The 22217-nt window shown below is 61.6% G+C and carries 23 protein-coding genes; 9 read left to right on the top strand and 14 right to left on the bottom strand.

Going from position 1 to position 22217, the window contains the following annotated elements:
* Positions 1-174: 174 nt before the first annotated feature.
* From rimI to trpS, 7 genes are all read right to left on the bottom strand, one after another.
* A complete protein-coding gene (gene rimI, locus K3728_16370; protein ID UWQ95240.1) occupies positions 175-591 on the bottom strand; it encodes a ribosomal protein S18-alanine N-acetyltransferase in 417 nt (138 codons plus the stop codon).
* Positions 592-596: 5 nt separating this feature from the next.
* Positions 597-1244, bottom strand: coding sequence for a tRNA (adenosine(37)-N6)-threonylcarbamoyltransferase complex dimerization subunit type 1 TsaB (gene tsaB, locus K3728_16365; GenBank protein ID UWQ95239.1), 648 nt, complete (start codon positions 1242-1244; stop codon positions 597-599).
* Positions 1245-1349: 105 nt separating this feature from the next.
* The gene (locus K3728_16360; protein ID UWQ95238.1) at positions 1350-1913 is read right to left on the bottom strand and encodes a NifU family protein; all 564 of its coding nucleotides are present in this window, start codon (positions 1911-1913) and stop codon (positions 1350-1352) included.
* Between the two features lie 126 nt (positions 1914-2039).
* Positions 2040-2495: a universal stress protein gene (locus tag K3728_16355; protein UWQ95237.1), complete on the bottom strand. Its 456-nt coding sequence runs from the start codon at positions 2493-2495 to the stop codon at positions 2040-2042.
* A gap of 60 nt (positions 2496-2555) precedes the next feature.
* Positions 2556-3419: a branched-chain amino acid aminotransferase gene (locus tag K3728_16350; protein UWQ95236.1), complete on the bottom strand. Its 864-nt coding sequence runs from the start codon at positions 3417-3419 to the stop codon at positions 2556-2558.
* 382 nt (positions 3420-3801) lie between these two features.
* The gene (locus K3728_16345; protein ID UWQ95235.1) at positions 3802-4323 is read right to left on the bottom strand and encodes a VOC family protein; all 522 of its coding nucleotides are present in this window, start codon (positions 4321-4323) and stop codon (positions 3802-3804) included.
* A 78-nt stretch (positions 4324-4401) separates the two neighbouring features.
* Positions 4402-5427 (bottom strand): tryptophan--tRNA ligase, encoded by a 1026-nt coding sequence (gene trpS, locus K3728_16340; protein UWQ95234.1) that lies wholly within the window; start codon positions 5425-5427, stop codon positions 4402-4404.
* Between the two features lie 108 nt (positions 5428-5535).
* Between trpS and K3728_16335 the strand changes: the two genes are divergently transcribed.
* A complete protein-coding gene (locus tag K3728_16335) occupies positions 5536-6219 on the top strand; it encodes a rhomboid family intramembrane serine protease (protein ID UWQ95233.1) in 684 nt (227 codons plus the stop codon).
* A 22-nt stretch (positions 6220-6241) separates the two neighbouring features.
* The gene (locus K3728_16330) at positions 6242-6667 is read left to right on the top strand and encodes a hypothetical protein (GenBank protein ID UWQ95232.1); all 426 of its coding nucleotides are present in this window, start codon (positions 6242-6244) and stop codon (positions 6665-6667) included.
* Between the two features lie 8 nt (positions 6668-6675).
* Here K3728_16330 and murJ read toward each other — a convergent pair whose 3' ends face one another.
* The 3 genes from murJ to K3728_16315 are packed head-to-tail and all read right to left on the bottom strand — an operon-like array spanning position 6676 to position 12249.
* Positions 6676-8238: a murein biosynthesis integral membrane protein MurJ gene (murJ, locus tag K3728_16325; GenBank protein ID UWQ95231.1), complete on the bottom strand. Its 1563-nt coding sequence runs from the start codon at positions 8236-8238 to the stop codon at positions 6676-6678.
* Positions 8239-8288: 50 nt separating this feature from the next.
* Entirely contained in the window at positions 8289-11126 is a 2838-nt protein-coding gene (locus tag K3728_16320) for a [protein-PII] uridylyltransferase (GenBank protein UWQ95230.1), read from the bottom strand.
* Positions 11080-12249, bottom strand: a complete 1170-nt coding sequence (locus K3728_16315; protein UWQ95229.1) for a penicillin-binding protein activator — start codon at positions 12247-12249, stop codon at positions 11080-11082. Before K3728_16315 ends, K3728_16320 begins: the two co-directional genes overlap by 47 nt.
* A 198-nt stretch (positions 12250-12447) precedes the next feature.
* Here K3728_16315 and rsmI point away from each other — a divergent pair, with 198 nt between their 5' ends.
* The 3 genes from rsmI to gshB all read left to right on the top strand — a co-directional run bounded on the left by rsmI (position 12448) and on the right by gshB (position 14667).
* Positions 12448-13305, top strand: coding sequence for a 16S rRNA (cytidine(1402)-2'-O)-methyltransferase (gene rsmI, locus K3728_16310; protein UWQ95228.1), 858 nt, complete (start codon positions 12448-12450; stop codon positions 13303-13305).
* Positions 13306-13352: 47 nt separating this feature from the next.
* On the top strand, positions 13353-13655 hold the full coding sequence (locus tag K3728_16305; protein UWQ95227.1) for a YraN family protein: 303 nt from the start codon (positions 13353-13355) through the stop codon (positions 13653-13655).
* A gap of 67 nt (positions 13656-13722) precedes the next feature.
* Positions 13723-14667, top strand: coding sequence for a glutathione synthase (gene gshB, locus K3728_16300; GenBank protein ID UWQ95226.1), 945 nt, complete (start codon positions 13723-13725; stop codon positions 14665-14667).
* Between the two features lie 98 nt (positions 14668-14765).
* On the opposite strand, the gene K3728_16295 is transcribed toward gshB, so the two are convergent.
* The 4 genes from K3728_16295 to cobU all read right to left on the bottom strand — a co-directional run bounded on the left by K3728_16295 (position 14766) and on the right by cobU (position 18294).
* Complete coding sequence (locus K3728_16295; GenBank protein UWQ95225.1) at positions 14766-16307, bottom strand: YifB family Mg chelatase-like AAA ATPase; 1542 nt, start codon at positions 16305-16307, stop codon at positions 14766-14768.
* 74 nt (positions 16308-16381) lie between these two features.
* A complete protein-coding gene (locus K3728_16290) occupies positions 16382-17065 on the bottom strand; it encodes a glutathione S-transferase (GenBank protein UWQ95224.1) in 684 nt (227 codons plus the stop codon).
* 96 nt (positions 17066-17161) lie between these two features.
* Positions 17162-17740, bottom strand: a complete 579-nt coding sequence (locus K3728_16285; GenBank protein ID UWQ95223.1) for a histidine phosphatase family protein — start codon at positions 17738-17740, stop codon at positions 17162-17164.
* A 2-nt stretch (positions 17741-17742) separates the two neighbouring features.
* The gene (gene cobU, locus K3728_16280) at positions 17743-18294 is read right to left on the bottom strand and encodes a bifunctional adenosylcobinamide kinase/adenosylcobinamide-phosphate guanylyltransferase (GenBank protein ID UWQ95222.1); all 552 of its coding nucleotides are present in this window, start codon (positions 18292-18294) and stop codon (positions 17743-17745) included.
* Positions 18295-18397: 103 nt separating this feature from the next.
* Between cobU and K3728_16275 the strand changes: the two genes are divergently transcribed.
* The 4 genes from K3728_16275 to moeB all read left to right on the top strand — a co-directional run bounded on the left by K3728_16275 (position 18398) and on the right by moeB (position 22165).
* Positions 18398-19279 carry an RNA polymerase factor sigma-32 gene (locus K3728_16275; GenBank protein ID UWQ95221.1) on the top strand — a complete coding sequence of 294 codons (882 nt, stop codon included), beginning with the start codon at positions 18398-18400 and terminating at the stop codon, positions 19277-19279.
* Between the two features lie 129 nt (positions 19280-19408).
* The gene (gene coaBC, locus K3728_16270) at positions 19409-20611 is read left to right on the top strand and encodes a bifunctional phosphopantothenoylcysteine decarboxylase/phosphopantothenate--cysteine ligase CoaBC (GenBank protein UWQ95220.1); all 1203 of its coding nucleotides are present in this window, start codon (positions 19409-19411) and stop codon (positions 20609-20611) included.
* 19 nt (positions 20612-20630) lie between these two features.
* Positions 20631-21113, top strand: a complete 483-nt coding sequence (gene dut / locus K3728_16265; protein UWQ95219.1) for a dUTP diphosphatase — start codon at positions 20631-20633, stop codon at positions 21111-21113.
* Positions 21113-22165 (top strand): molybdopterin-synthase adenylyltransferase MoeB, encoded by a 1053-nt coding sequence (gene moeB / locus K3728_16260; GenBank protein ID UWQ95218.1) that lies wholly within the window; start codon positions 21113-21115, stop codon positions 22163-22165. The genes dut and moeB overlap by 1 nt, the downstream gene beginning before the upstream one ends.
* The last annotated feature ends 52 nt before the right edge of the window (positions 22166-22217 follow it).

Below are 22217 nucleotides of genomic sequence, written 5' to 3'. Positions count from 1 at the left end.
CGTCTCCCAGGTCAGGTTACGGGGCGCATATTATCGGGCCTTATCGTGGCCTTGCGTCCCCAATCACGTGGTCCTCCGCCGGTTGGCGGAATCCTCATGGGGAATAAGGGCAAAGGGTGACCGGGGGGTCAAGCCGATTCCGCGAAACAAAGGGTGTGAAAGCGCCGCTTTACGCTACGTGCTTACGGGCAGGGCAGTGGCCATAAGCACGGCATCGCTGCGGCTGCCATCGGGATGGGCGTAGTAGCCTTTGCGTCGGCCTGTACGGTCAAATCCCGCTGCGGTGTAAAGCGCCAAGGCAGGGGCATTGTGGGCATCAACTTCTAAAAACACCTGCGATACCCCCCGTTGTGACGCGGCGAGGAGGGCTTGCCCGAGGAGCCGTTGGCCCTCGCCTTGCCCGCGCAGGGCTGGATCGACCACAATCGTCAACACTTCCGCTTCCGGCGCAATCACTTGCAGGATCGCGAAACCCGCTTCGGTACAGGCCAGCAGCGTTGTGGGTTTCTCCAGAAGTTGCGTCAGCTCTGCTTCCGACCAGCCGCGCGCGAAACTTGCGGCGTGAAGCTCCGCCATGCGTGCGGGGGTCATGGGTTTCACAGGATCGTTGGCCCTTGTTCGCGCGACGGGGCCGCATCGGCGGGCTTGATATAGAGTGGCGCGGGGCGAGGTTGCGCTGTGGCAAGCCTTTCCGCCGCGATCCGGGCAATGGCAGAGGCGGGCGCGAAGGCGGCGGGCACATGGGGGATGCCAAGGGCCTGCGATAGCTCCGGCGAATCCTGCCCGATCAGCGTGATCCCCGGTGTGACCCAATCAGCCATGTCGGCCTTCGCGATCATCGTCGCAGGCCGCGCTACGGCTTCTCCAAACCGCTGAACATAGGCCATGCCGCGCGGCGCGTTGATCGTGGCAAGGCAGGGCCGGGGGGCGTGATAGGCCAGCGCATCTAGCAGGCTTACCCCAATCGCAGGCACCTCAAGGGCCAGCGCCATTCCCCTTGCCGCAGAGACCGAGATGCGAATTCCGGTGAAATTCCCCGGCCCAATGCCCACGCCCACAGCGTCGAGCTGCGGCAGCGTTACCTGCGCCTCGTCCAGAGTTTGCTGGATCAGCGGCATCAAATGCTCGGCCTGACCCTTCTTCATGTCGACGTAATGGGCGGCACAAACGTCCCCGTCGCGTAAAAGCGCGGTCCCGATCCACGGGCCAGAAGTGTCGAATGCAAGGATCGTTGGGTGCGCCATGGCAGCGGCTTAGCCGCTGTTGCCCTTGCCTTGCAAGCGGAGGCTGGGTCGAAGGGCAGGGCGGAGCGCGGCGGGCCTGTGAGCGGCCCGCCCACGCGAATGTCTTCAGGTATTAACGGGGCGCACTTCCACCACTTCAGGAATGTAGTGGCGCAGCAGGTTCTCGATCCCCATTTTAAGGGTCAGGGTGGACGAGGGGCACCCGGCGCAAGCACCTTGCATATGCAGGTACACGACGCCGCGATCAAAGCCGTGGAACGTGATGTCGCCGCCGTCTTGGGCCACGGCGGGGCGCACGCGGGTATCCAGCAAGCTTTTGATTTGGCCGACGATTTCACCATCTTCGCCGGAATGCTCGGCATGGCCGCCTGCGGCTTTCTCATCACCCTCCATGACCGGATCGCCGGATTGGTAATGTTCCATGATCGCGCCGAGGATGGCGGGTTTCACGTGGTCCCACTCCACCGCTTCGGCCTTGGTCACCGTCACGAAGTCGGTGCCAAAAAACACGCCAGTCACGCCTTCAACCGCAAAGATGCGCGATGCGAGAGGCGATTTTCCCGAGGTCTCGGCAGTCGGGAAATCCGCGGTGCCCATTTCCAGCACGGACTGGCCGGGCAAGAACTTCAGGGTCGCGGGGTTTGGTGTGGATTCGGTTTGAATGAACATGAGGGCATATCCTTACTGGTTGCGTCAGATATGCGACCGGTAGGGCATAGAGTCAAGTGATTTGGAATCATTCTAAAACGGCAATTCGGCGATCGCAGAGATACCGTCGGGGCAGGTCGCCGAAATTCAGGTGATCGCTTCCAACTGTTCCTTGCTCAGCTCCACCGGCACAATCGTCATCGGCGCGGGCAGGTTGCCCGCCATCTTCGTCATCGCCGTTACCAGCGGCCCCGGCCCACCTTTGCCGGAGTTCGCCCCCAGTACCAAAACGCCGATTTCCTTGTCGGCCTCGATATGGGCAAGGATCTGCTCTTCCGGTACGCCTTCACGGATCACCAGTGTCGGGTCGATGTCTTGCTTGTCGCGCATCCACTTGGCGAAGACGTTGAAATGCGCCTCGATCCGCTCGCGGGCCTCGGCGCGCATGATGTCGCCAACACCGATCCAATGGTTGAATTCATCGGGCGGGATCACCGAAAGGATTTCCACCCCGCCGCCAGTGTTATGGGCGCGCATCGCTGCAAAGCGCATGGCGTTCAGGCATTCACGGGTGTCATCAAGGACGACGAGAAATTTACGCATGAGCTTGGTCCCTTTTCCGAGGATCGACCATGGCGATTGTGGCCGTGCCTGTCTAGCGGTTTACGCGGCCGAGCTCGCCCAATCCCAATAGAGCTGCCGAGCGCGTTTGGTGATGGACCCATGCTGATAGTGGGTGCCGTCAAATTCAAGAACGGGTGTCACTTTGTTGAGGTTGCCGGACATGAACACCTCATCGGCGGCGCGGAAATCATCAAAGGTCAGCACCGCTTCATGGACGGTCACGCCATCGGCACGCAGGTTAGAGATGTGGCGTTGACGGGTGATCCCGTTGAGGAAGGTGCCGTTGGGCATTGGGGTAAAGACCTCTCCGTCACGGGCCATGAAGACGTTCGCCGTGGCGGCCTCGGCGACATTGCCAAGGGCATCGGTCACCAGCGCATTGTCATAGCCCTTTGATCGGGCCTCCATCAGCATCCGCGCATTGTTGGGGTAAAGGCATCCGGCCTTGGCATCCAGAACAGCGGTGGCCAACACCGGGCGGTGGAACTGCGTTGTCGCCAGCCGGGAGGCCGCATCGGGCGCTGCCATGGGAACTTCTTCAAGGCACATGAAGAAACCAGCCTCTGTCTCGGCTGGAATGATCCCGTAGGGGCCGCCATCAATGCCAAAGAAGTTCGGGCGCACGTAGACCGCAACGTCCTTGGGGTAGCGGCTGAGCCCTTCCCAAGCGATGTCAAAAATCTCTTGCCCCGTCAGGCCGGGGTTGAGGGACAGAGCACGGGCCGAGCGGACGACCCGCTCACAATGGGCCAGCAGATCCGGCGCCAAGCCGTTTACATAGCGGGCGCCGTCAAAAACCGTTGTGGCCTGCCAAGAGGCATGGTCACCGGCCCGAATGACGGGGACATCGGCATCGTGCCAAGCGCCGTCGAAATAAGTTTTGATGTTGGTCCCAATGGCCATCGTCGTTCCCCCACATGTGTCGGGAGGGAACGTACGCCTAGCTTAGACCGAAGGTCCAGAGGTGAAGCCCATCTGGTAATCCATGCTAGCCCCTTTGGGGGCAGCGGAATGCGCGGTCGCACGGGCGCTTTTGTGTTCTGTGCGGGCCGGCTTAGCCTGCTTGGCGCGGACAGTTGTGGATGTAGCCACGATACGGTCTGCCGTATGGGTAGAGTCGGTACGATTATCGAGACGCCTGTTCATACAGTTCCCCTAAAATGGATAGCGATGTCTGGTTTGCTGCAGCCTTATATGCCGCGACTTGAGTTAATGTCCAGTTAACGTTCTGAATTCGACCTCAGAAGGAAGAAAAACGACGCGACGTAATGGGCTTTCGCTGCCCTTAGTCGGCCCGTTGTAGCCTGCCATCGGCCAACATTTCCTCGGTTTCGGCCACGTAATCGCGGATCGACAGAGGGGCGTTGACCATCGTCAGGTTTCCTTCTGCATCCATTGGCCATTCATCCCTTGGGTGATCGACGTACAGCTCCACCCCATTGCCATCGGGATCGCGCAGATAGACCGCCGCAGAAACGCCATGGTCGGCAGCCCCGTCAAAGGGAATACCCGCCTCCGCAACCCGCTGGATAACATCGGATAAGGCAACGCGATCGGGGTAGAGGTAGGCGCCATGATACAGCCCGGTATGCCCCGGAGGTGGCGGCGCCGCACCCCGGCTTTCCCACACATTCAACCCGATATGGTGGTGATACCCGCCCGCGCCCAAGAACGCGGCGCTGTTGCCCATGCGCACTGTCACGGGAAACCCAAGGATGCCCTCGTAGAACGCGATGGCACGATCAAGATCGGCCACCTTCAGGTGGATATGGCCGACGCGGGTGCCGGCGGGGGCAAGAGCATTCATCGTGATCTCCTTCTACTCGCCCAAATGTGTGGGCGTGAGGGCGGAGGAGCAAGCGCCGTGGGCGCACAGGTTCTGCGCTTAGCTGCGCAGCATCCCGACGATGTCGTAAGTCTGCTCAAGGATCGGCACGGTGATCTCTCGGGCACGCTCAGCGCCACGGCCAAGGATGCGGTCGATCTCGGCGGGGTCATCCATCAGCCGTGACATCTCACTGGAGATGGGGGACAATTTAGACACCGCCAAATCCGCCAAAGCCATCTTGAAGTGACCAAACAGCGCGCCCGCGTGCTCATCCAGCACGACTTGCGGATCAATATCCGCCAGTGCCGCGTAGATATTCACCAGATTGCGGGCATCGGGGCGATCGGCCAGACCAGCGACTGCATCGGGCAGAGGGTCTGGGTCCGTCTTTGCCTTCTTGATCTTCTTGGCGATCGTGTCGGCGTCGTCGGTCATGTTGATGCGCGTCTTATCGGCGGGGTCGGACTTTGACATCTTCTTGGTGCCGTCTTGCAGGTTCATCACGCGCGTCGCCGCGCCTTCGATGACTGGCTCGGTGATCGGGAAGAAATCAACGCCGTAGTCGTGATTGAATTTGGCCGCGATATCGCGCGTCAGTTCCAGATGCTGTTTCTGGTCATCGCCCACGGGAACATGGGTGGCATGGTAGATCAAAATGTCAGCCGCCATCAGCGCCGGATAGGCCAACAATCCGAGAGAGGCACCTTCTGAGTCTTTCCCGGCTTTGTCTTTCCACTGGGTCATCCGGTTCATCCAGCCCATGCGGGCGACGCAGTTGAAAATCCACGCAAGTTGCGCGTGTTCAGGCACTTGGGATTGGTTAATCAGAATGGATTTCTCAGGGTCCACACCGGACGCAAGGAAGCCTGCGCACAGCTCGCGCGTATTGTTGCGCAGCTCATCCGCAGACAAAAGGCGCGCCGTGATGGCGTGCATGTCCACCATGCAGAAAATCGTCTCGTGGGTGCCGGCATTCTGGGTCTGTCCAAAACGCTTCAACGCGCCCAAATAGTTGCCAAGGTGCAATCCGCCCGAAGGCTGGATGCCCGAGAATGCCCGTGGTTTGAACTGTGTCTCGGCCATGGTCGTCGCCCTTTGAAACGCTTGAATTATTGCGCCGGGCCTACTGGCCAATCAGCGACATCGGGCTTACCCATGAGGGCACGGATCGTCAACCAAGGGACCGTTACCATGAACCAAGACAACACCTCCCCGTTCAACGCGCTGCCCCCTGTGGTTGTGGCCCTTGCGGTGGTGATTTTCGGGTTGGAGGTCATGTTTCAAGCGGCCACGGCGGGCCTTCTGGGTGGGCAAGGCGGCGTCGGCTGGCGTTTGGCCGCGATCCAGGACTACGCGGTGTTGACCGCGGTCTGGGATTGGATGACATCCACCGGGCAATATCCGACAGAACATCTGGTGCGCTTCGTCGCCTACCCGTTGATCCACGGCAGCTTTATCCACGCGGCCTTTGTGGTGGTGTTCATTCTCGCCCTCGGCAAAATGGTGGCCGAGGTCTATTCGGTTGCGGCCTTCCTTGCAGTCTTTTGGTTCTCTTCCATTATGGGCGCGCTTGGCTTCGTGATTTTCACCAACAGCGAATATCCGTTGGTCGGCGGCTACCCCGGCGTTTACGGGTTGATCGGCGCGTTCACCTTCTTGGTGTGGATGCGCGCCGAGGCCGAGGGAACGGGCCAAATGCGCGCGTTCTCCTTGATCGGGATGCTCTTGGCGATCCAACTGCTGTTTGGCCTGATTAACGGAGAGTTCGGCAGCGTCGTTGCGGATTTCTCGGGGTTTGTGACCGGACTTGGCCTGTCGTTTGTGGTCAGCCCCGGCGGCTGGCGTCGCATGTTGTCGCGGTTGCGTCAGCGTTAATTGATCGAGGAAAGACAAAAGCATGAAGCGACTTCTTCTGAGCGCGGCAATGGCCCTGAGTGTCATGGCCACACCCGCAATGGCGCAAAACGCCGATGCGCTGCGGGCGCAATTGACCGGCCAAGTGCTGAACCTGCGCGGCTATGACGACGCGAACCAACGCACCGGCGAAACCGTGAGGTTGCAATTGTATGATAACGGCGCGGCACGGGTGCGTTTCAACGCCTTTGAAGGCGACGACGGCGTCGAGGGCTGGATGTTGTGGCGGGTCAGCCCAAGCGGGCAGTTCTGCACAACCTTTGCCGTGCAAGATGCCCGAGGCGCTCTGCGCCCAGATGAGGAGGAAGACTGCCTGGACTTCCGCTTGGACGGGAACCGAATTGGCCTGAACTTCTACGGCAGCACCGGCAACATCGACCGCTACTCAGGCACCTTGCGGCCCATGTGACCGGGCCTTTAGTGGCCCCGCATGGTGCCGCGAAGCTCTCGTAGGTTGAACGCGCCGAAGAGGCGGGCGAAGCCGAAGTAGCTGACAAGGCCAAGGGCTACCAAAAGCGCCAGCGCCACGTAGCGAAGGCCCGGTTCACCAAAGAACGGGCCAAGCATCAGGGCGCTGGCAAATAGCACGATCCCCATCGCGACCGAAGCGGCACAGATGCGCCAGATACGGGCTCGAAAACGGTCGTCGAATTGCGCCACATCGCCCAAGCCGCGCCGCCCGCGTGATAGCAACCCCACCATGACCCAAGCCGCCGCCGTGGTGGCAATGGCCGCGCCCAGAAAGCCGATGAAAACCGACAGGCCGATGGCCACAAGGGCGTTTACGAACATCGCCACCAGCGCATAATGAAACGGGCGGCGGGTGTCTTCGCGGGCGAAGTAAACCGGTTGCAGCACCTTTTGCAGCACGAAGGCCGGTAGGCCCAAAGCGTAGACCGTCAGCGCCAGTGCCGTGGCCGCGGTATCGTCCGAGGTGAACTCGCCTCGTTCAAACAGGACCGAGATCAGCGGCACCGAGATGACCGCCAAGGCCACCGCCGCCGGAATGGTGAGGGCCATCGAAAGCTCTCCCGCGCGAGAGAATGCAAAACGCCCGCCCGCGTCATCTCCCGCGCGCAGGCGGCGCGAAAGGTCGGGCAGCAGCACGATGCCAATGGCGATGCCCACAACGCCCAAGGGCAGCTGATACAGGCGGTCAGCGTAGTAAAGCCACGCAATCGCCCCGTCAAAATAGCTCGCCACAAATCGCCCCACCAGAAGGTTCACCTGCACGACGCCCCCCGCCAGCATGGCAGGCAGGGCGATCAGCGCCAGTTTGCGCATGTCGGGCGTCAGGCGCGGCAGGCGCAGGTTGACCCGATATCCGGCCCGGTACACGGCGAACCAGACCAGCGCCATTTGCGCGATCCCCGCCACGGGCACCGCCCATATGAGGGCGCGGCCATAGGCCTCGGCCGGGTCAACCAGGGTGGTCATCTTGCCGTCGGGCACGGACCATGACACCCCAAGAAGCACCCCCACGAGGATGATGTTCAGCAGCACCGGCGCGGCGGCCGCGGCGGCGAAACGCCCCGTGGCGTTCAACATGCCCGAGAACAGCGCTGCGAGGGAAATGAACAGGATATAGACGAAAGCGATGCGGCCATAGTCGACGGTCAGGGGAAACCGCTCATCCCCCGCGAAACCGCCCGCCATCGCCAGCACCAGCCATGGCATGGCGAGCTGCGCCACAAGGGTTAGAACGATCAGGATCGAGGCAAGGCCCGAGAAGGCATCTTGCGCAAAGCCTTCGGCGTCCGAGCCCGATTCCACCTTTTTGGAGAACATCGGCACAAAGGCAGTGTTGAACGCGCCCTCGGCAAAGAAGCGGCGGAACATGTTGGGCAGAGCAAAGGCGATCAAAAACGCTTCGGCCACCGGGCCCGCGCCCAGAAACGCGCCGATCAGGATGTCGCGGGCAAAGCCGAAAATGCGGCTGGCCAAGGTCCAGAAGCCCACGGTGAATATCCCGCGCATCATGCGGATTGGCTTCGCTTCGCCTTTTGGCTTGGTTGGGGGGGCGGGCTCCACTACGCGCCAGCCCGCTCTGCAACCCGCGCAATGGCATCGCGCAGCTTCTTTTCCAACGCGGCCCGGCGCGGCTCGGAATGCAGCTTCAGCCCGAACATATCCTTCACGTAGAAGGTATCCACCACCTGCACGCCGTACGTCGCGATGGTGGCCGAAGAGATGTAGATATTTGCCGCCGCCAGCGTTTTTGTCAGGTCATAAAGCAGGCCGGGACGGTCGCGAGTATCAACTTCGATGATCGTGTAAATCTCCGACCCCTCGTTATCGAAGGTAATCGTTGTGGGCACATCGAAGGGGCGTTCACGTTTCTTGATCTTGTCGCGTTTTTCCATCGCTTCCGAGGCGACAACTTCGCCGCGCAGGGTCTTGCGGATCATTGCGGTCAAACGCGGCAGGCGCGATTTTTCATAAGGGTGGCCATCGCCATCCTGCACCCAGAATACCGCCGTCGCGTAGCCGTCTTTCGACGTATAGGTCCGCGCGTCCACCACGTTGGCCCCCACCAGGCTGATCGCGCCCGCAAGGCGGCAGAAGATGCCGGGGTGGTCGGCCAGCGCAAAGCAAACCCGCGTGGCGTCGCGGTCTTCGTCTTGCTTGGTGTCGATCTTGATTTCGGTCGCTTTCAGGCCGCTGAGCATCTTGGCGAAGGTGACCTGCGTTTGCAGATCTAGCCCCTGCCAATAGGGGCCATAGTGGCGGTCCACTTCGGTCTTGATGTCGGTCTTTTTCCAGTCCTTCAGGGCTTCGCGCAGACGCTTCTTTGCCTCCCCCTCCAGCTGGTCACGGTTGAGGTCCTCCAGCCCGGTTTCCAAAGCCATCGCGGTAGATCTGTGCAGCGCCCGGATCAGCGTCGCTTTCCAGTTGTTCCACGTGTTTGGTCCAACGCCGCGAATATCACACACCGTTAGAACGGTCAGCAAATCCAGCCGTTCGCGTGTTTTCACCGCCTTGGCAAAGTCGCGCACCGTGCGCGGGTCCGCGATATCGCGTTTCTGCGCCATGTCGGACATCAGCAAGTGGTAGCGGACCAACCATTCAACGGTTTCGCATTCCGCTGGTTTCAGCCCCAGTCGGGGCGCGATGCTACGCGCCATTCGTGCGCCGAGGATCGAGTGATCTTCGTTCCGACCCTTGCCGATATCATGCAGCAGGCAAGCCACGAACAGCACCTTGCGATTGACGCCCCGCTTCAGCACACCCGAAACCAGAGGCAGTTCCTCGACCAATTCCTCGCGCTCGATCTGGGCCAGCGTCGAGACGACCTGAATCGTATGCTCGTCCACGGTGTAGCTGTGGTACATGTTGAACTGCATCATCGCCACGATATGGGCGAATTCCGGCATGAAGGCGGCCAGAACGCCAAGCTCGTTCATCCGGCGCAAACCGCGTTCCGGGTTGCCGTGCTTTAACATCAGATCAAGGAAAATCCGGTTGGCTTCCTTGTTGTTACGCATATCATCGTCGATCAGGTCCAGCCGCGCGGTGGCTTCACGCATGGCGTTGGGATGGATCAGGTAGCTGGTGCGGAGGCCTTCTTCAAACAGCCGCAAGATGTTCAGCGGGTCTTCAAAAAACGTTTCGGGTGATTGGATATCAAGGCGGTTCTGGCGCAGGGCGTAGCCGGGCTTCAGGCGTTTGCGGCGGGTGACGCCGCGCAGGAAGCCAAGAATGGCGGGCTCTTGCTTGACGTGACGGGCTTCCAATTCGGTCAGGAAAATGCGCGTCAATTCACCCACTTGGGTGGCATGAAGGAAGTAATCCTGCATGAAATGTTCTACCGCACGGCGGCCTGAGTGATCCTCGTAGCCGAGGCGTTCGGCCACTTCGACCTGCATGTCAAAGCTCAGGACATCTTGTGCCCGGCCCGCGATCAGGTGGAGGTGACAGCGCACCGCCCAAACGAACCGCTCGGCGGCGTCGAAGGCTTGGAACTCTTCGGGGTGGAAGACATCAAGCCCCACCAGCTCCGCCGCCTTAACGACGTTGTGTTCGTACTTCGCGATCCAATAAAGCGTCTGCAAATCCCGCAGACCGCCTTTGCCTTCTTTGACGTTCGGTTCCACCACGTAGCGCTGACCGCCCTGCTTCTTGTGGCGAGTGGTGCGTTCTTCCAGCTTGGCCTCAATGAATTCGCCTGTCGTGCCGTCGAACAATTGCTCCCGAAGGGTGGTTTGCAATTCAGCGCTAAGCTGTTCATCGCCGCTTAGATGGCGCATCTCCAGAAAGGTTGTGCGGATCGTGTAATCCTCGCGACCCAAGCGCAGGCAATCCTTGATCGTCCGAGAGGAATGCCCAACCTTCAGGCGCAAATCCCAAAGCATATAAAGCGTGCTTTCGATGATGCTTTCGACCTTTCCCGTTACTTTCCAAGGGGTCAGGAACAGTAGGTCCACATCAGAGAAAGGGGCCATTTCGGCGCGCCCGTAGCCGCCGACGGCCAGAACGGCGATCCGCTCGGCCTCGGACCGGATGTTGGTGGGGTGAAGGTAGGTCTGGGCGACGCGCAACACCTCGGTCACCAGAGCGTCGGTTAGATAGGCGTAGGACCGGGTCGCCCGACGCGCGGCAAGGGGCTGCGCGGTGATTGCCGCGGCCAAGGCCGCTCGCGCGGATTTCTGGGCCTCAGCCAGCGCCGCCACTGTGGCGGCGCGAATGGCGCTGGCGTCTTTGGCATCAAGGCAAGCGGCATCAATGCGCGCGGCCAAGGCCGATCGATCAATAATTTCCTCTCCGGGCAGCAGAAGGGTACCCGGAGAGGAAGCAGCGGAAAGGCTTGGGTTTAGCGGCCGATCAGAGGCCGGCACCGCCAAGTCTGCTTGGGGCAGGGTCAATGACATTTACCTGTTGGTTTGCAATCTCGGCCACGGCCAATGCCCGTTCGATTGTGCCGTTGTTAAGGAAGCGGAACGCGCCGCCGGAACCGTCAATCTGGCCTGCCGCAATCAGATCCGCAGACCCCATACGGCCCGAAGGTGCTGCTGCGGCAATGGCGCGGATGGCGTCATAGCCAAGCCCGCCAAGGGTATGGGGCGCGCCCCCGTTCGCAGCGGCGTAGCGCGCGTTGAAGCTGGCTGTGGCGTTAGGGTCGGGCAGCGCGAACCAACCGCCTTGCAAGCCGGTGAACTGAAGCGTCGCGGGCGGGATGTCCCAACGGGTCAGGCCCATCATTTGCACGCTAGAGGTGTTCAGGCCGTTTTCGGGCAGGAGCTGCGCGAACAAGGGCAGGGCGCCGGCGCTGTCGGACGACAACAAAACAGCATTGCCACCACCAGAGCGCACCGCAGACACAACTTGTGGCACGGCGTTCACGACGCCGTTTTGGCTGAATTCGTAAGGTACAGTTGCCGTGATCGTCGCGCCAGACCGGGCGGCGGCACTGCGCACGGCGTCGCGGGCAACTTCACCGGCCAAGTTGTTGGCGTGAACCATCACGATATTGCCACGGCCTTGGCGGGCCGAATAGCTGACGATCCGTGCGGCGGTGTTGGCAAAGGTGTGCCCCAGGACAAGAACGTTGCCCCCGGCGATCTCGGTATTATTAGAGAAGCTGAGTACCGCGATGTTGGAGTTTGCAACCGCAACACCCACAGCTGCCGCCGCATCCGAGCGGAGCGGACCAACGATGACGTCGGCACCGGCCGAAACGGCCTCTTGCGCGCGGGTGGCCGCGGTGGCCGCGTTACCTGCGGTGTCGTAAACGGTGATCTCAATCGTCGCGGACCCTGCAACATCGGCAGCGGCCAGACGGGCGGCGTTTTCCAGACTGCGGGCCAACAGGGCGTCTCCGCCTGAGCCGCTGACGGGCAAAAGCATTGCGACTTCAACGGTTTGACCGACGCGAGGCCCCGTTCCAAGCCCAACAGGGCCGCCGCCGATCTGACAGGCCGTCAGGACAAAAGACAAAAGAAGGGCGACCAACGCGCGCAGCGGGTTGCGAAGTGTGCTGAAACCGGAAACCATAGGACGAAGGCCCTCCCCAAGAGGCGTAACAGAAATAGACGTGGCGAGAGGCCCGCAGATGCACGCTACGGCGATAATCCGTTCAAGTAAACGCAACACCCAATGCCGCAAGCCCCTAGGCTTGGCTAATGGACCGGAATGCCGGGCTATTTCAATGGGAGAGGTGCGCGTTGTTTCACCGCAAGCGGAGGCACGCCCATGAATGCGGCTATTTCCATCGCCCCCGGCCTGCATTTCGTGGCCACGCCCATTGGATCGGCCCGTGATATCACCCTGCGCGCCTTGGATGTGTTGCGTGGCGCGGATGTCATTGCCGCCGAAGATACGCGCACGGCCCGCAAGCTGATGGAAATCCACGGCGTGCCGGTCAACAGCCGCCCGATGATTCCCTACCACGACCACAATGGCGCAGAGGCGCGGCCCCGTGTCTTGGGCGCGTTGGAAAAGGGCCAGTCTGTGGCCTATGTCTCTGAGGCGGGCACGCCTTTGGTTGCTGACCCCGGCTACCAATTGGGACGCGCTGTGATTGATGCGGGCTATTCGGTATTTTCTGCCCCCGGCCCCTCGGCCGCATTGGCGGCTTTGACGGTGTCGGGCCTTGCCTCTGACCGGTTCTTGTTCGCGGGCTTTGCGCCGAGCCAAACGGGCGCTCGGGCGAAATGGCTCAACGGCCTCGATGCGGCGGGGGCCACGGTGATCATCTATGAAAGCCCCAAACGCATTCACCGAATGTTAGGTGAATTGTGCGAGGCTCTGGGCGATGATCGAGAGGTGGCGATTTGCCGGGAACTGACCAAACGTTTCGAAGAAGTGATACGCGGCACCTGTGGGCAGGTCCGCGACCGGCTGGCGGACCGTACGTTGAAGGGCGAAATTGTGGTCGTGATCAGCCGCGCCACAGCCCAGGCCCCATCGGAACAGGATGTGGAAACGGCCCTGACCATAGCGCTGGAAGACATGCCGTTGAAGGCCGCATCAAACCATGTGGCCGAGATGTTGGGCATGTCCAAACGGGACGTGTATCAACTGGGGCTGCGGCTGAAAAACGGCGGCTAAGGGGGCAGGCGTCCTATCTCAAGGGCAAGGCCGCAGAAGACAGCGCGTTGCGCGTCTACATCGATCATGGCCACCGGCTTATTGCCCGCCGCTGGCGCGGCCCCGCCGGTGAAATTGACCTGATCCTCGAGAAAGACGGAGAAGTTATTTTCGTTGAAGTGAAATGCTCCAGCACCCATGCCCGCGCGGCGGAATCGCTGACGAAACGCCAGATTGGGCGGCTGCTGCGCAGTGCGGAACATTGCCTTGGCACCTTCCCCAAGGGCCTTGCGACGCCGATGCGGTTTGATGTGGCCCTGATCGACGGGCAGGGCCGTTTCGACGTGATCGTGAACGCGCTCTGTGCTTGATCCCCCATTGCACCTGCGCCCGTGCCGCGCCACATAAAGGGCCAGAGCCAACACCGGAGGGGCAGATATGTTGATCGCGTTTCAGATGGATCCGATTGAAGACGTAAATATTGACGCGGATTCGACGTTCCGTTTGGCGGAAGAGGCTCAGGCCCGCGGCCACGAGTTGATGGTCTACACCCCCGACGACCTCTTCTACCGAGAGAATAAGGTCTGCGCCCGCGTCCGTCGCATCACTGTGCAGCGCGAGCAGGGCGCCCATGTCACGGCCCAAACCGCTGAGATTGTGGATTTGGAAGAAGTTGACGTGGTCTGGCTGCGTCAGGACCCGCCCTTCGACATGGGCTACATCACCACGACGCATCTGCTGGACCGCCTGCGCGGCAAGACGCTGGTGGTGAATGATCCATTCTGGGTGCGCAATTCGCCTGAAAAACTGTTGGTACTGGACTACCCCGATCTGACCCCGCCCACGATGATCGCCCGCGATATCGACATGTTGAAAGCGTTCAAGGAAGACCACGGGGACGTGATCCTTAAGCCGCTCTATGGCAACGGCGGCGCGGGTGTGTTCCGCCTGACGCCCGAAGACCGTAACCTGAATTCTCTGCATGAGCTCTTTACCGGCATCAATCGAGAGCCGCTAATCATGCAAAAGTTCCTGCCCGACGTGTCGGCAGGCGACAAGCGGGTGATCTTGGTGGATGGAGAGCCGGTTGGCGGCATCAACCGGGTGCCTGCCAAGGGGGAGGTGCGTTCGAACATGCATGTGGGCGGCAAGCCCGAACCCACCGCCCTGACAGAGCGCGAAAAAGAGATTTGCGCCATTATCGGTCCCCGTCTGAAAGAGATGGGTCAGGTGTTTGTCGGTATCGACGTGATCGGCGGCTGGCTGACCGAGATCAACGTGACCTCGCCCACCGGCATTCAGGAGCTGGAGCGGTTTGACGGTGTGAACATTGCCGCGAAGATCTGGGAAGCGATCGAGGGGCGTGTTGCCGCGATGGCATGAGACGCGCCTTCGGCACGGGGTTTCCAGGGCGCCTTCGGCGCTCTAGTCATCGCACCTCCGGTGCGTTTTCCGCGCGGCGCACCTGCGGTGCTTTCTTCCTAAACCTCGCGCACCGCGACAAGCCGGTAGCCGATGGCCTCGGCGATATGGGGCAGGCCAATTGTCTCCGCCCCGTCAAGGTCAGCGATGGTCCGCGCCAGGCGCAGAACGCGGTGATACCCCCGCGCGGTAAGCTTGAACTTCTCAGCCGCTTGCAACAGCATCGCCTTGCCCTCAGCATCGGGGGTGGCGATTTCGTCCAGCAACGCACCCTCGGCATCGGCGTTCACCCGCGCTGACGCCCCTAGGGCGGAAAAGCGAGCCGCCTGCACGTCGCGCGCCAGCGCGACACGCGCGGCGATAGCGGCACTGGTGTCGCCGGAGGCGGGAAGGTCGAGGTCCGAGAAGGCAACCGGCGGCACCTCTAATCGCAGATCAAACCGATCCATGAGAGGCCCCGAGATCTTTCCCATATAGTCCTGCCCGCAGATCGGCGCCCGGCTACACGCGGCATCGGCATCATAGAGGTTCCCGCAGCGGCAGGGGTTTGCCGCCGCGATCAGCAAGAAACGGCAGGGGTAGGTCACATGGGCATTGGCCCGCGCCACCATAACGTCGCCGGTCTCAATCGGTTGGCGCAGGGTTTCCAGGACCGCGCGAGGGTATTCCGGGAATTCATCCAAAAACAGCACGCCGTTGTGGGCAAGGCTGATTTCCCCCGGTTTCGCGCCGCGCCCACCGCCCACGATTGCCGGCATGGAGGCCGTGTGATGCGGCGCCCGGTAAGGGCGGGTGCGCGATATGCCGCCCTCGTCCAACAACCCGGACAGCGAATGGATCATCGAGGTCTCTAATGCCTCGGCCGCAGAGAGTGGGGGCAAAATGCCTGGCAGCCTTGCCGCCAACATGGATTTTCCGGACCCCGGAGAGCCGACCATTAGCAGGTGATGCCGCCCCGCCGCGGCGATTTCCATCGCCCGTTTCGCGCGCTCCTGCCCGCGCACTTCTGACAGGCATTTCTCGCCGGGATCGGCGGCAACCTCACCCGGTGCGGCAGGCTCCAAAGGGGCGCGGTCGGTGAGGTGAGCGATCAAATCGCCCAAGGACGCAGCCGCGAAAACCGGCGTCGCCCCCACCCAAGCTGCCTCCGCGCCGCAACCGCTGGGGCACAGCAACGTACGGTTGTCCTCGCCCGCGGCAAGGGCGGCGGGGAGTGCACCCAACACAGGCACCAAGCGCCCATTCAGAGATAATTCACCAAGGGACAAAGCCTCTTCCACCCTCTCTTTCGGCAAGATGCCTAAGGCCGCCAAAAGCGCCAAGGCGATGGGGAGATCGAAGTGAGAGCCCTCTTTCGGAATATTGGCGGGAGACAGATTTACCGTGATCCGCCGCGATGGCAGGGCGATGGCCATGGCCTGCAAGGCCGTGCGTACACGCTCGCGAGCCTCGGACACGGCCTTGTCGGGCAGGCCCACAATAGCAAAGCCGGGAAGGCCCGAGGTCACGGCGCATTGCACCTCGACCCGGCGGGCCTCCAGCCCTTCAAAGGCCACGGTATGGGTCAGGGCAAGGGCCTCGGGGCTGGCGGCTTCAAACATGCCGCCAACTCTGGCCGATAGATGGTTAGCGAATGGTTAACGCACCCAAGGTTGGATTAAGCATCCCGCCCGCATCAAGAAAACGTCGGGAAGGGTATCCGTTCCAAGGGCGCCTTGTCATAGCGCGCGATTTCTTGGGTTTCTTTCATGCCTGCGTCGCGCCATTCAACAAAGGAGGGGTGGGTGACGATGGCTTTCGCGTAGGCCGTCGCCCTGTCTGACATTGGCAGGCCATAGGTCAACAGGCGCGTCGCCAAGGGGGCGTAGAAGGCATCGGCCAGGGTGAAGGCGCCAAAAAGGTACGGCCCACCGGACCGGGAAATGGCCCGTTCCATGATCTGTTCGAACCGGGCCACATCGGCCAAAATCTCGGGCGAGGGTTCAAATCCAGCCCAAGCGTTGCGAAGGTTCACTTGGCATGCGCCGCGAATGGCCGCGAAACCGCCGTGCATCTCGGAGATGATCGACATCGCTTCGGCCCGGTCCACGGGATCGGAAGGCAATACGCCGCGATCGACAAAAGTCTCGGCCACGTGCCAAGCAATCGCCATGCTATCGGTCAGCATGCCGCCGTCAGGCGTTCGGGCGGCGGGCACGGTGCGATTGCCGCCGAAGGCTGCGACGTCGTCAAAGAACGTATCGCCGTAAATCTCGACCTTGTGGAGAGTGACGGGAATGCCAAAGGGCGCGAAGGACAGCCATCCGCGAAGGGACCAGCTGGAATAGGACTGTTGTCCGATAAGGAGATCATAGGTCATGGGAGCAATAGGCCGTGCGGGCGCGGGCACGTCAATCGAAAGGCTGTGATGGGGGCGATCAGGGCCAGTGATTAAGTGCAGCGATTAAGCCCCATTTCAGGGACAATGATTAACCGAGGCCAGAGACCAGTGTCCCCCCTGCAAATGCAGCTCGGACACCGATAGGGGATCAATCTTCTGGGCGATGATCTGTTTCGGCGTCTGTCCGGTCAAAAGGCCGATCTGGCACAGGATCGCGCCGAAATGGGCCACCACGACAAGATCACCCGGCCGAGCCGCCATGTGACGGGTGACAGCACCACCAACACGGGTGGCCACATCGTTCCAGCTTTCGCCGCCCGGTGGCGTGATATCGCCCGGATCATCCCAGAAGGCTCGGCTCAGGATAGGATCGCGTTTGCCGACTTCTTCAAACCCCAGTCCATCCCAGGCGCCAAAGTCAAATTCCCGCAGGTCGCGGTCATGGGGCAGGCGCATCCGCCCGCCTGCGATGGCATCAGCCGTTGCCACACAGCGTTGCAGATCAGATGAGACGATCGGCGCATCGGGCGGCAAGTGATCGCGCATCCGCGCTACGGCAGCGGTGTCTGACAAGTCAGCGGGCACATCACGCCAGCCGGTGAAGACGGTCTGATGGGTAGGCCCGTGACGGATTAGGAAAAGGCGGCGCGGCATGGTCACCAAGGCTCGTCCACGTCGTCCAGCTGAGGCTCACCCTTGAGCACTGTGGGCAGACCAGCCGTGACGTAGACCACCAGATCGGCCTGTGCAGCAAGGCGTTGGTTCACTACACCCTGGGCCCGCTGGAAGGCGCGTGCCAGTGCGTTTTCCGGAACAACGCCGCCGGAAACATCATTGCTGACCAGCACAACGGGCGCGCGCATTTGCACCAAGACGTCCAGCAAAATCTCTAGTTCTTCGTCCCAATCGCCATCGTCGATCATCAGGTTTGTCAGCCAAAACGTCACACAATCCAGCAAGGCGATTTCGCCCGCTTCAATCTGCGTCAGGGCGGTGGCGGTTTCATGGGGCGCCTCAACCGTGCGCCATCCCTGACCCGCCCGCTGGCCCCGATGTTTTGTGATCTTCGTCTTCATTTCGCCGTCGCGCGCCTCGGCGGTGGCGACATAGACTTTGGCAAGCCCGCTTTGGCGGACCATGCGTTCGGCAAAAGCGGATTTTCCGCTGGAAGCGCCCCCAAGGACGAGGCTGATAGGAGGCAGGCGCAACTTTTTTGTCCTTAAGAATGATCCAACCAATTGACCCCTGCGTAACACAATTGAAGGCGCGGTACATGCGCGTCTGTTATGCAGGAAAAACCGGGGGGTCAAAATGGCTGTGGATCGGAGTGGAGAGTTCAACATTTCCCGTCGCGCGATGAAGGCAGAAATGCTGGACGCAGAGACGGAACTGAAGCTGGCCTATGCGTGGCGCGATGACCGCTGCGAGGAAAGCCTGCACCGATTGATTACTGCCTATATGCGGCTTGCGATCTCTATGGCGGCCAAGTTCAAGCGCTACGGGGCGCCGATGAACGACCTGATACAGGAAGCGGGCCTTGGCCTGATGAAAGCCGCCGAAAAGTTCGACCCCGATCGCGGCGTGCGCTTTTCGACCTATGCCGTCTGGTGGATCAAGGCGAGCGTGCAAGATCACGTTATGCGGAATTGGTCGATGGTGCGTACCGGCTCGACCTCCTCGCAGAAGAGTTTGTTTTTCAACATGCGTCGGGTTCAGGCACGGTTGGAGAGAGAGGCGTTGAAGGCCGGGGAGCCGCTGGACAAGCACCAATTGCTGGAGATGATCGCGCAGGAAGTGGGCGTGCCCCTGCATGATGTGGAAATGATGGATGGGCGGCTGTCCGGGTCTGACTTTTCGTTGAACGCCACGCAATCGGCCGAGGATGAGGGGCGAGAGTGGATTGACGCGCTGGAAGATGACGCAGATCAGGCCGAGCATATCGTGGAGCATTCCCACGATACGGCCCAGTTGCGTGAATGGCTCATCGCGTCAATGAACGCGCTGAATGAACGTGAAAGGTTCATCGTGCGCGAGCGGAAGCTACGCGATGCCCCCCGTACGCTGGAAAGCCTTGGCGGGGAATTGGGCCTGTCGAAAGAACGCGTGCGTCAGTTGGAGGCCGCCGCTTTCACCAAGATGCGCAAGACGTTGGATGCGCAGTCGACCGAGGTGCGGGCGTTTTTGGGGGCGTAGGCCACCGGGTCTGGCCCATGGGGTTCGTTTCTTGCATTTAGCATCTGACCGCTGAGAGCCCGCGTTTCGGATTGAAGGAAGGCCGCGACGCGCCTACCGTGACCCGCAGTAATTGGGGAGCGGTCTGAAATGCTGACAGGCAAGCGGGTTTTATTGATCATTGGCGGCGGGATCGCGGCGTTCAAATCTTTGGATCTAATCCGGCGGTTGCGCGACCAAGGGGCAGAGGTTGTGCCGGTTCTGACCCGTGCGGCAGAGGAATTCGTGACGCCTTTGTCGGTGTCGGCCTTGGCCGCTCAGAAGGTCTACCGGGATTTGTTTGACCTGACCGACGAGGCCGAGATGGGGCACATTGAATTGTCCCGTGCGGCTGATCTTGTGGTTGTCGCACCGGCGACAGCGGATTTGATGGCGAAGATGGCAACGGGGTTGGCCAATGATCTGGCCTCGACCCTGTTGATGGCCACCGACAAACGCGTGCTGATTGCCCCGTCGATGAATGTGCGCATGTGGGAGCATCCGGCGACGCAGCGAAACTTGGCGGTATTGCAGGGCGACGGGATTCTGGAGGCGGGACCAGACGAAGGCGCGATGGCCTGCGGGGAATTCGGACCGGGGCGCATGGCCGAAGTGCCCGAGATTATCGACGCGATTGAGGCGGCCCTGAGCGATGGGCCGTTGAAAGGGTGCCATGTGATTGTGACCTCGGGGCCGACCCACGAGCCGATTGACCCGGTGCGCTATATCGCCAACCGATCATCGGGCGCGCAGGGTACGGCGATGGCAGAGGCGCTGAGGGACTTGGGGGCGAGGGTGACGTTTGTGACCGGGCCTGCCGACGTCGCGCCACCGCCCGGTGTGGACGTGGTAAGGATTGAGACGGCAAGAGAGATGTTGGCCGCGGTGCAGGCGGCTCATCCGGCCGACGCGGCCGTCTTCGCCGCTGCCGTGGCGGATTGGCGGGTGGAGAATGCCAGTGGCTCCAAGATGAAGAAGGACGGGTCGGGGAAGGCTCCGGCGTTGGAGTTTGCGGAGAACCCGGACATTTTGGCGACCGTGTCACAGATGGTTGAGGGCCGCCCCGGATTGGTCGTTGGCTTTGCGGCAGAAACCGATGATGTGGTGGCGAATGCCACGGCAAAGCGGTTGCGAAAGCAATGTGATTGGATTGTGGCCAATGACGTCTCGGTTGAGACGGGGATCATGGGCGGCGATGAGAATGCGATCGTGCTGATTGATGCGGAGGGGGCAGATGTGTGGCCTCGGATGGCGAAGCGGGATGTGGCGCGGTTGCTGGCGCAGCGCATTGCCGATGCTGTTGGCGCCCGTTGAGGGTTGGGGATTGAGTTGTATGGGCCAAGGTGAAGGGGAGGGCGCGCGCGTGATTGTGCGGGTGGTGCGAGAGGCTTGGGCGGACCCGGGTGTGGCTTTGCCGGAATACGCAACGGCAGGGGCTGCGGGCGCGGACTTGCGCGCGAGTTTTGAGGATCGAGAGGCGTTGGTATTGGGGCCGGGCGAGAGAGCGCTGGTGTCGACCGGCTTGAGGGTGGCGATTGCGGAAGGGTTTGAGATGCAGATCCGCCCGAGGTCGGGCCTGGCCTTGAAGCATGGGGTAACTTTGGCCAATGCACCCGGCACGATTGATGCCGATTATCGCGGGCCGTTGGGGGTGATTTTAGTGAACCTTGGCACGGAGCTCTTCGTGGTTGAGCATGGCGCACGGATTGCTCAGGCGGTTGTGGCGCCGGTGGTTCAGGCCGTGTTTGAGGCGGTGGATGTGTTGGATGATACGCCACGCGGGGTCGGCGGGTTCGGCTCTACCGGGACGGGCTGATGGGATTTGTCTTGTTGCTTGCCGGTGTCCTATGGGGCATCGGCTATGTGATGAACGTGCCGATTGCGGTGCGTTTGCGTATGTTGGGCGCTTTGTATCTGGCGGTGATTGCGGTGCAGGTTCTGCTTGCGGACGGGCACCCGTTGCGGGAGGTGACGGGGGGCTCGGCGGCGCTGTGGTTGCTGTTGGGGGCGGGATTGGCGCTGGTGCTGGGGTACCGGGCGCTACTGCGTCGGATGCGCGACCGGGCGGCACAGGCAGATATCGCGAGGGGCGGCGCAGAGGCCTTGCCCGAGGGTCCGTTTCTGGGCGTAGAGCTGGAGCGTTATGCCCGTCACATCACCTTGCCGGACATTGGTGGCGGCGGTCAGCTCGCCTTGAAGCGGGCAAGCGTATTGGTGGTGGGAGCCGGTGGATTGGGCTCTCCGGTGTTGTTGTATTTGGCGGCGGCCGGGGTGGGGCGGATCGGGGTGATTGACGACGACATCGTCAGCCTGTCGAACCTGCAACGGCAGGTGATCCACACCGATGCCCGCAGCGACATGGCGAAGGTTTTCTCTGCCGAGATCGCCATGAAGGCGCTGAACCCCCATGTGGATGTGCGTCCTTACAACCGCGCGTTAACCGCAGCCGTCGCGGCAGAGCTGTTTGCGGAGTACGACCTGATTGTCGATGGCACCGATAGTTTCGCGGTGCGTGATATGATCAACCGTGCCGCCGTTGCGGCGGGTAAGCCGTTGATCGCGGGCGCAATCTCGGCTTGGGAGGGGCAGGTGACGCTGTACGACCCCAAGAACGACGCGCCTTGCATGGCCTGTGTTTTCCCCGATGCCCCCGCGCCGGGCCTCAGCGCCACCTGCGCCGAGGCGGGTGTAGTCGGGGCGTTGCCGGGGATCATCGGGTCGATGATGGCGCTGGAGGTCGTGAAAGAGATCACCGGCGCGGGCGAGGGGCTGCGCGGGCGGATGCTGATTTACGATGCGTTATATACGGAAGCACGGGTGATTGCCGTGCAGCGCCGTCCTGATTGCGCGGTCTGCGGCGCCGTTTAGCGCGGCGGGGCTGGACGACAGCCTCGGGGACGCCATACTTACCCCCAAACAT

The sequence above is a fragment of the Rhodobacteraceae bacterium M385 genome, assembly GCA_025141835.1.
GTDB lineage: Bacteria > Pseudomonadota > Alphaproteobacteria > Rhodobacterales > Rhodobacteraceae > Gymnodinialimonas.
The sequence above is the reverse complement of the archived record's forward strand: the minus strand, read 5'-3'. Positions and strand labels throughout refer to the sequence as shown.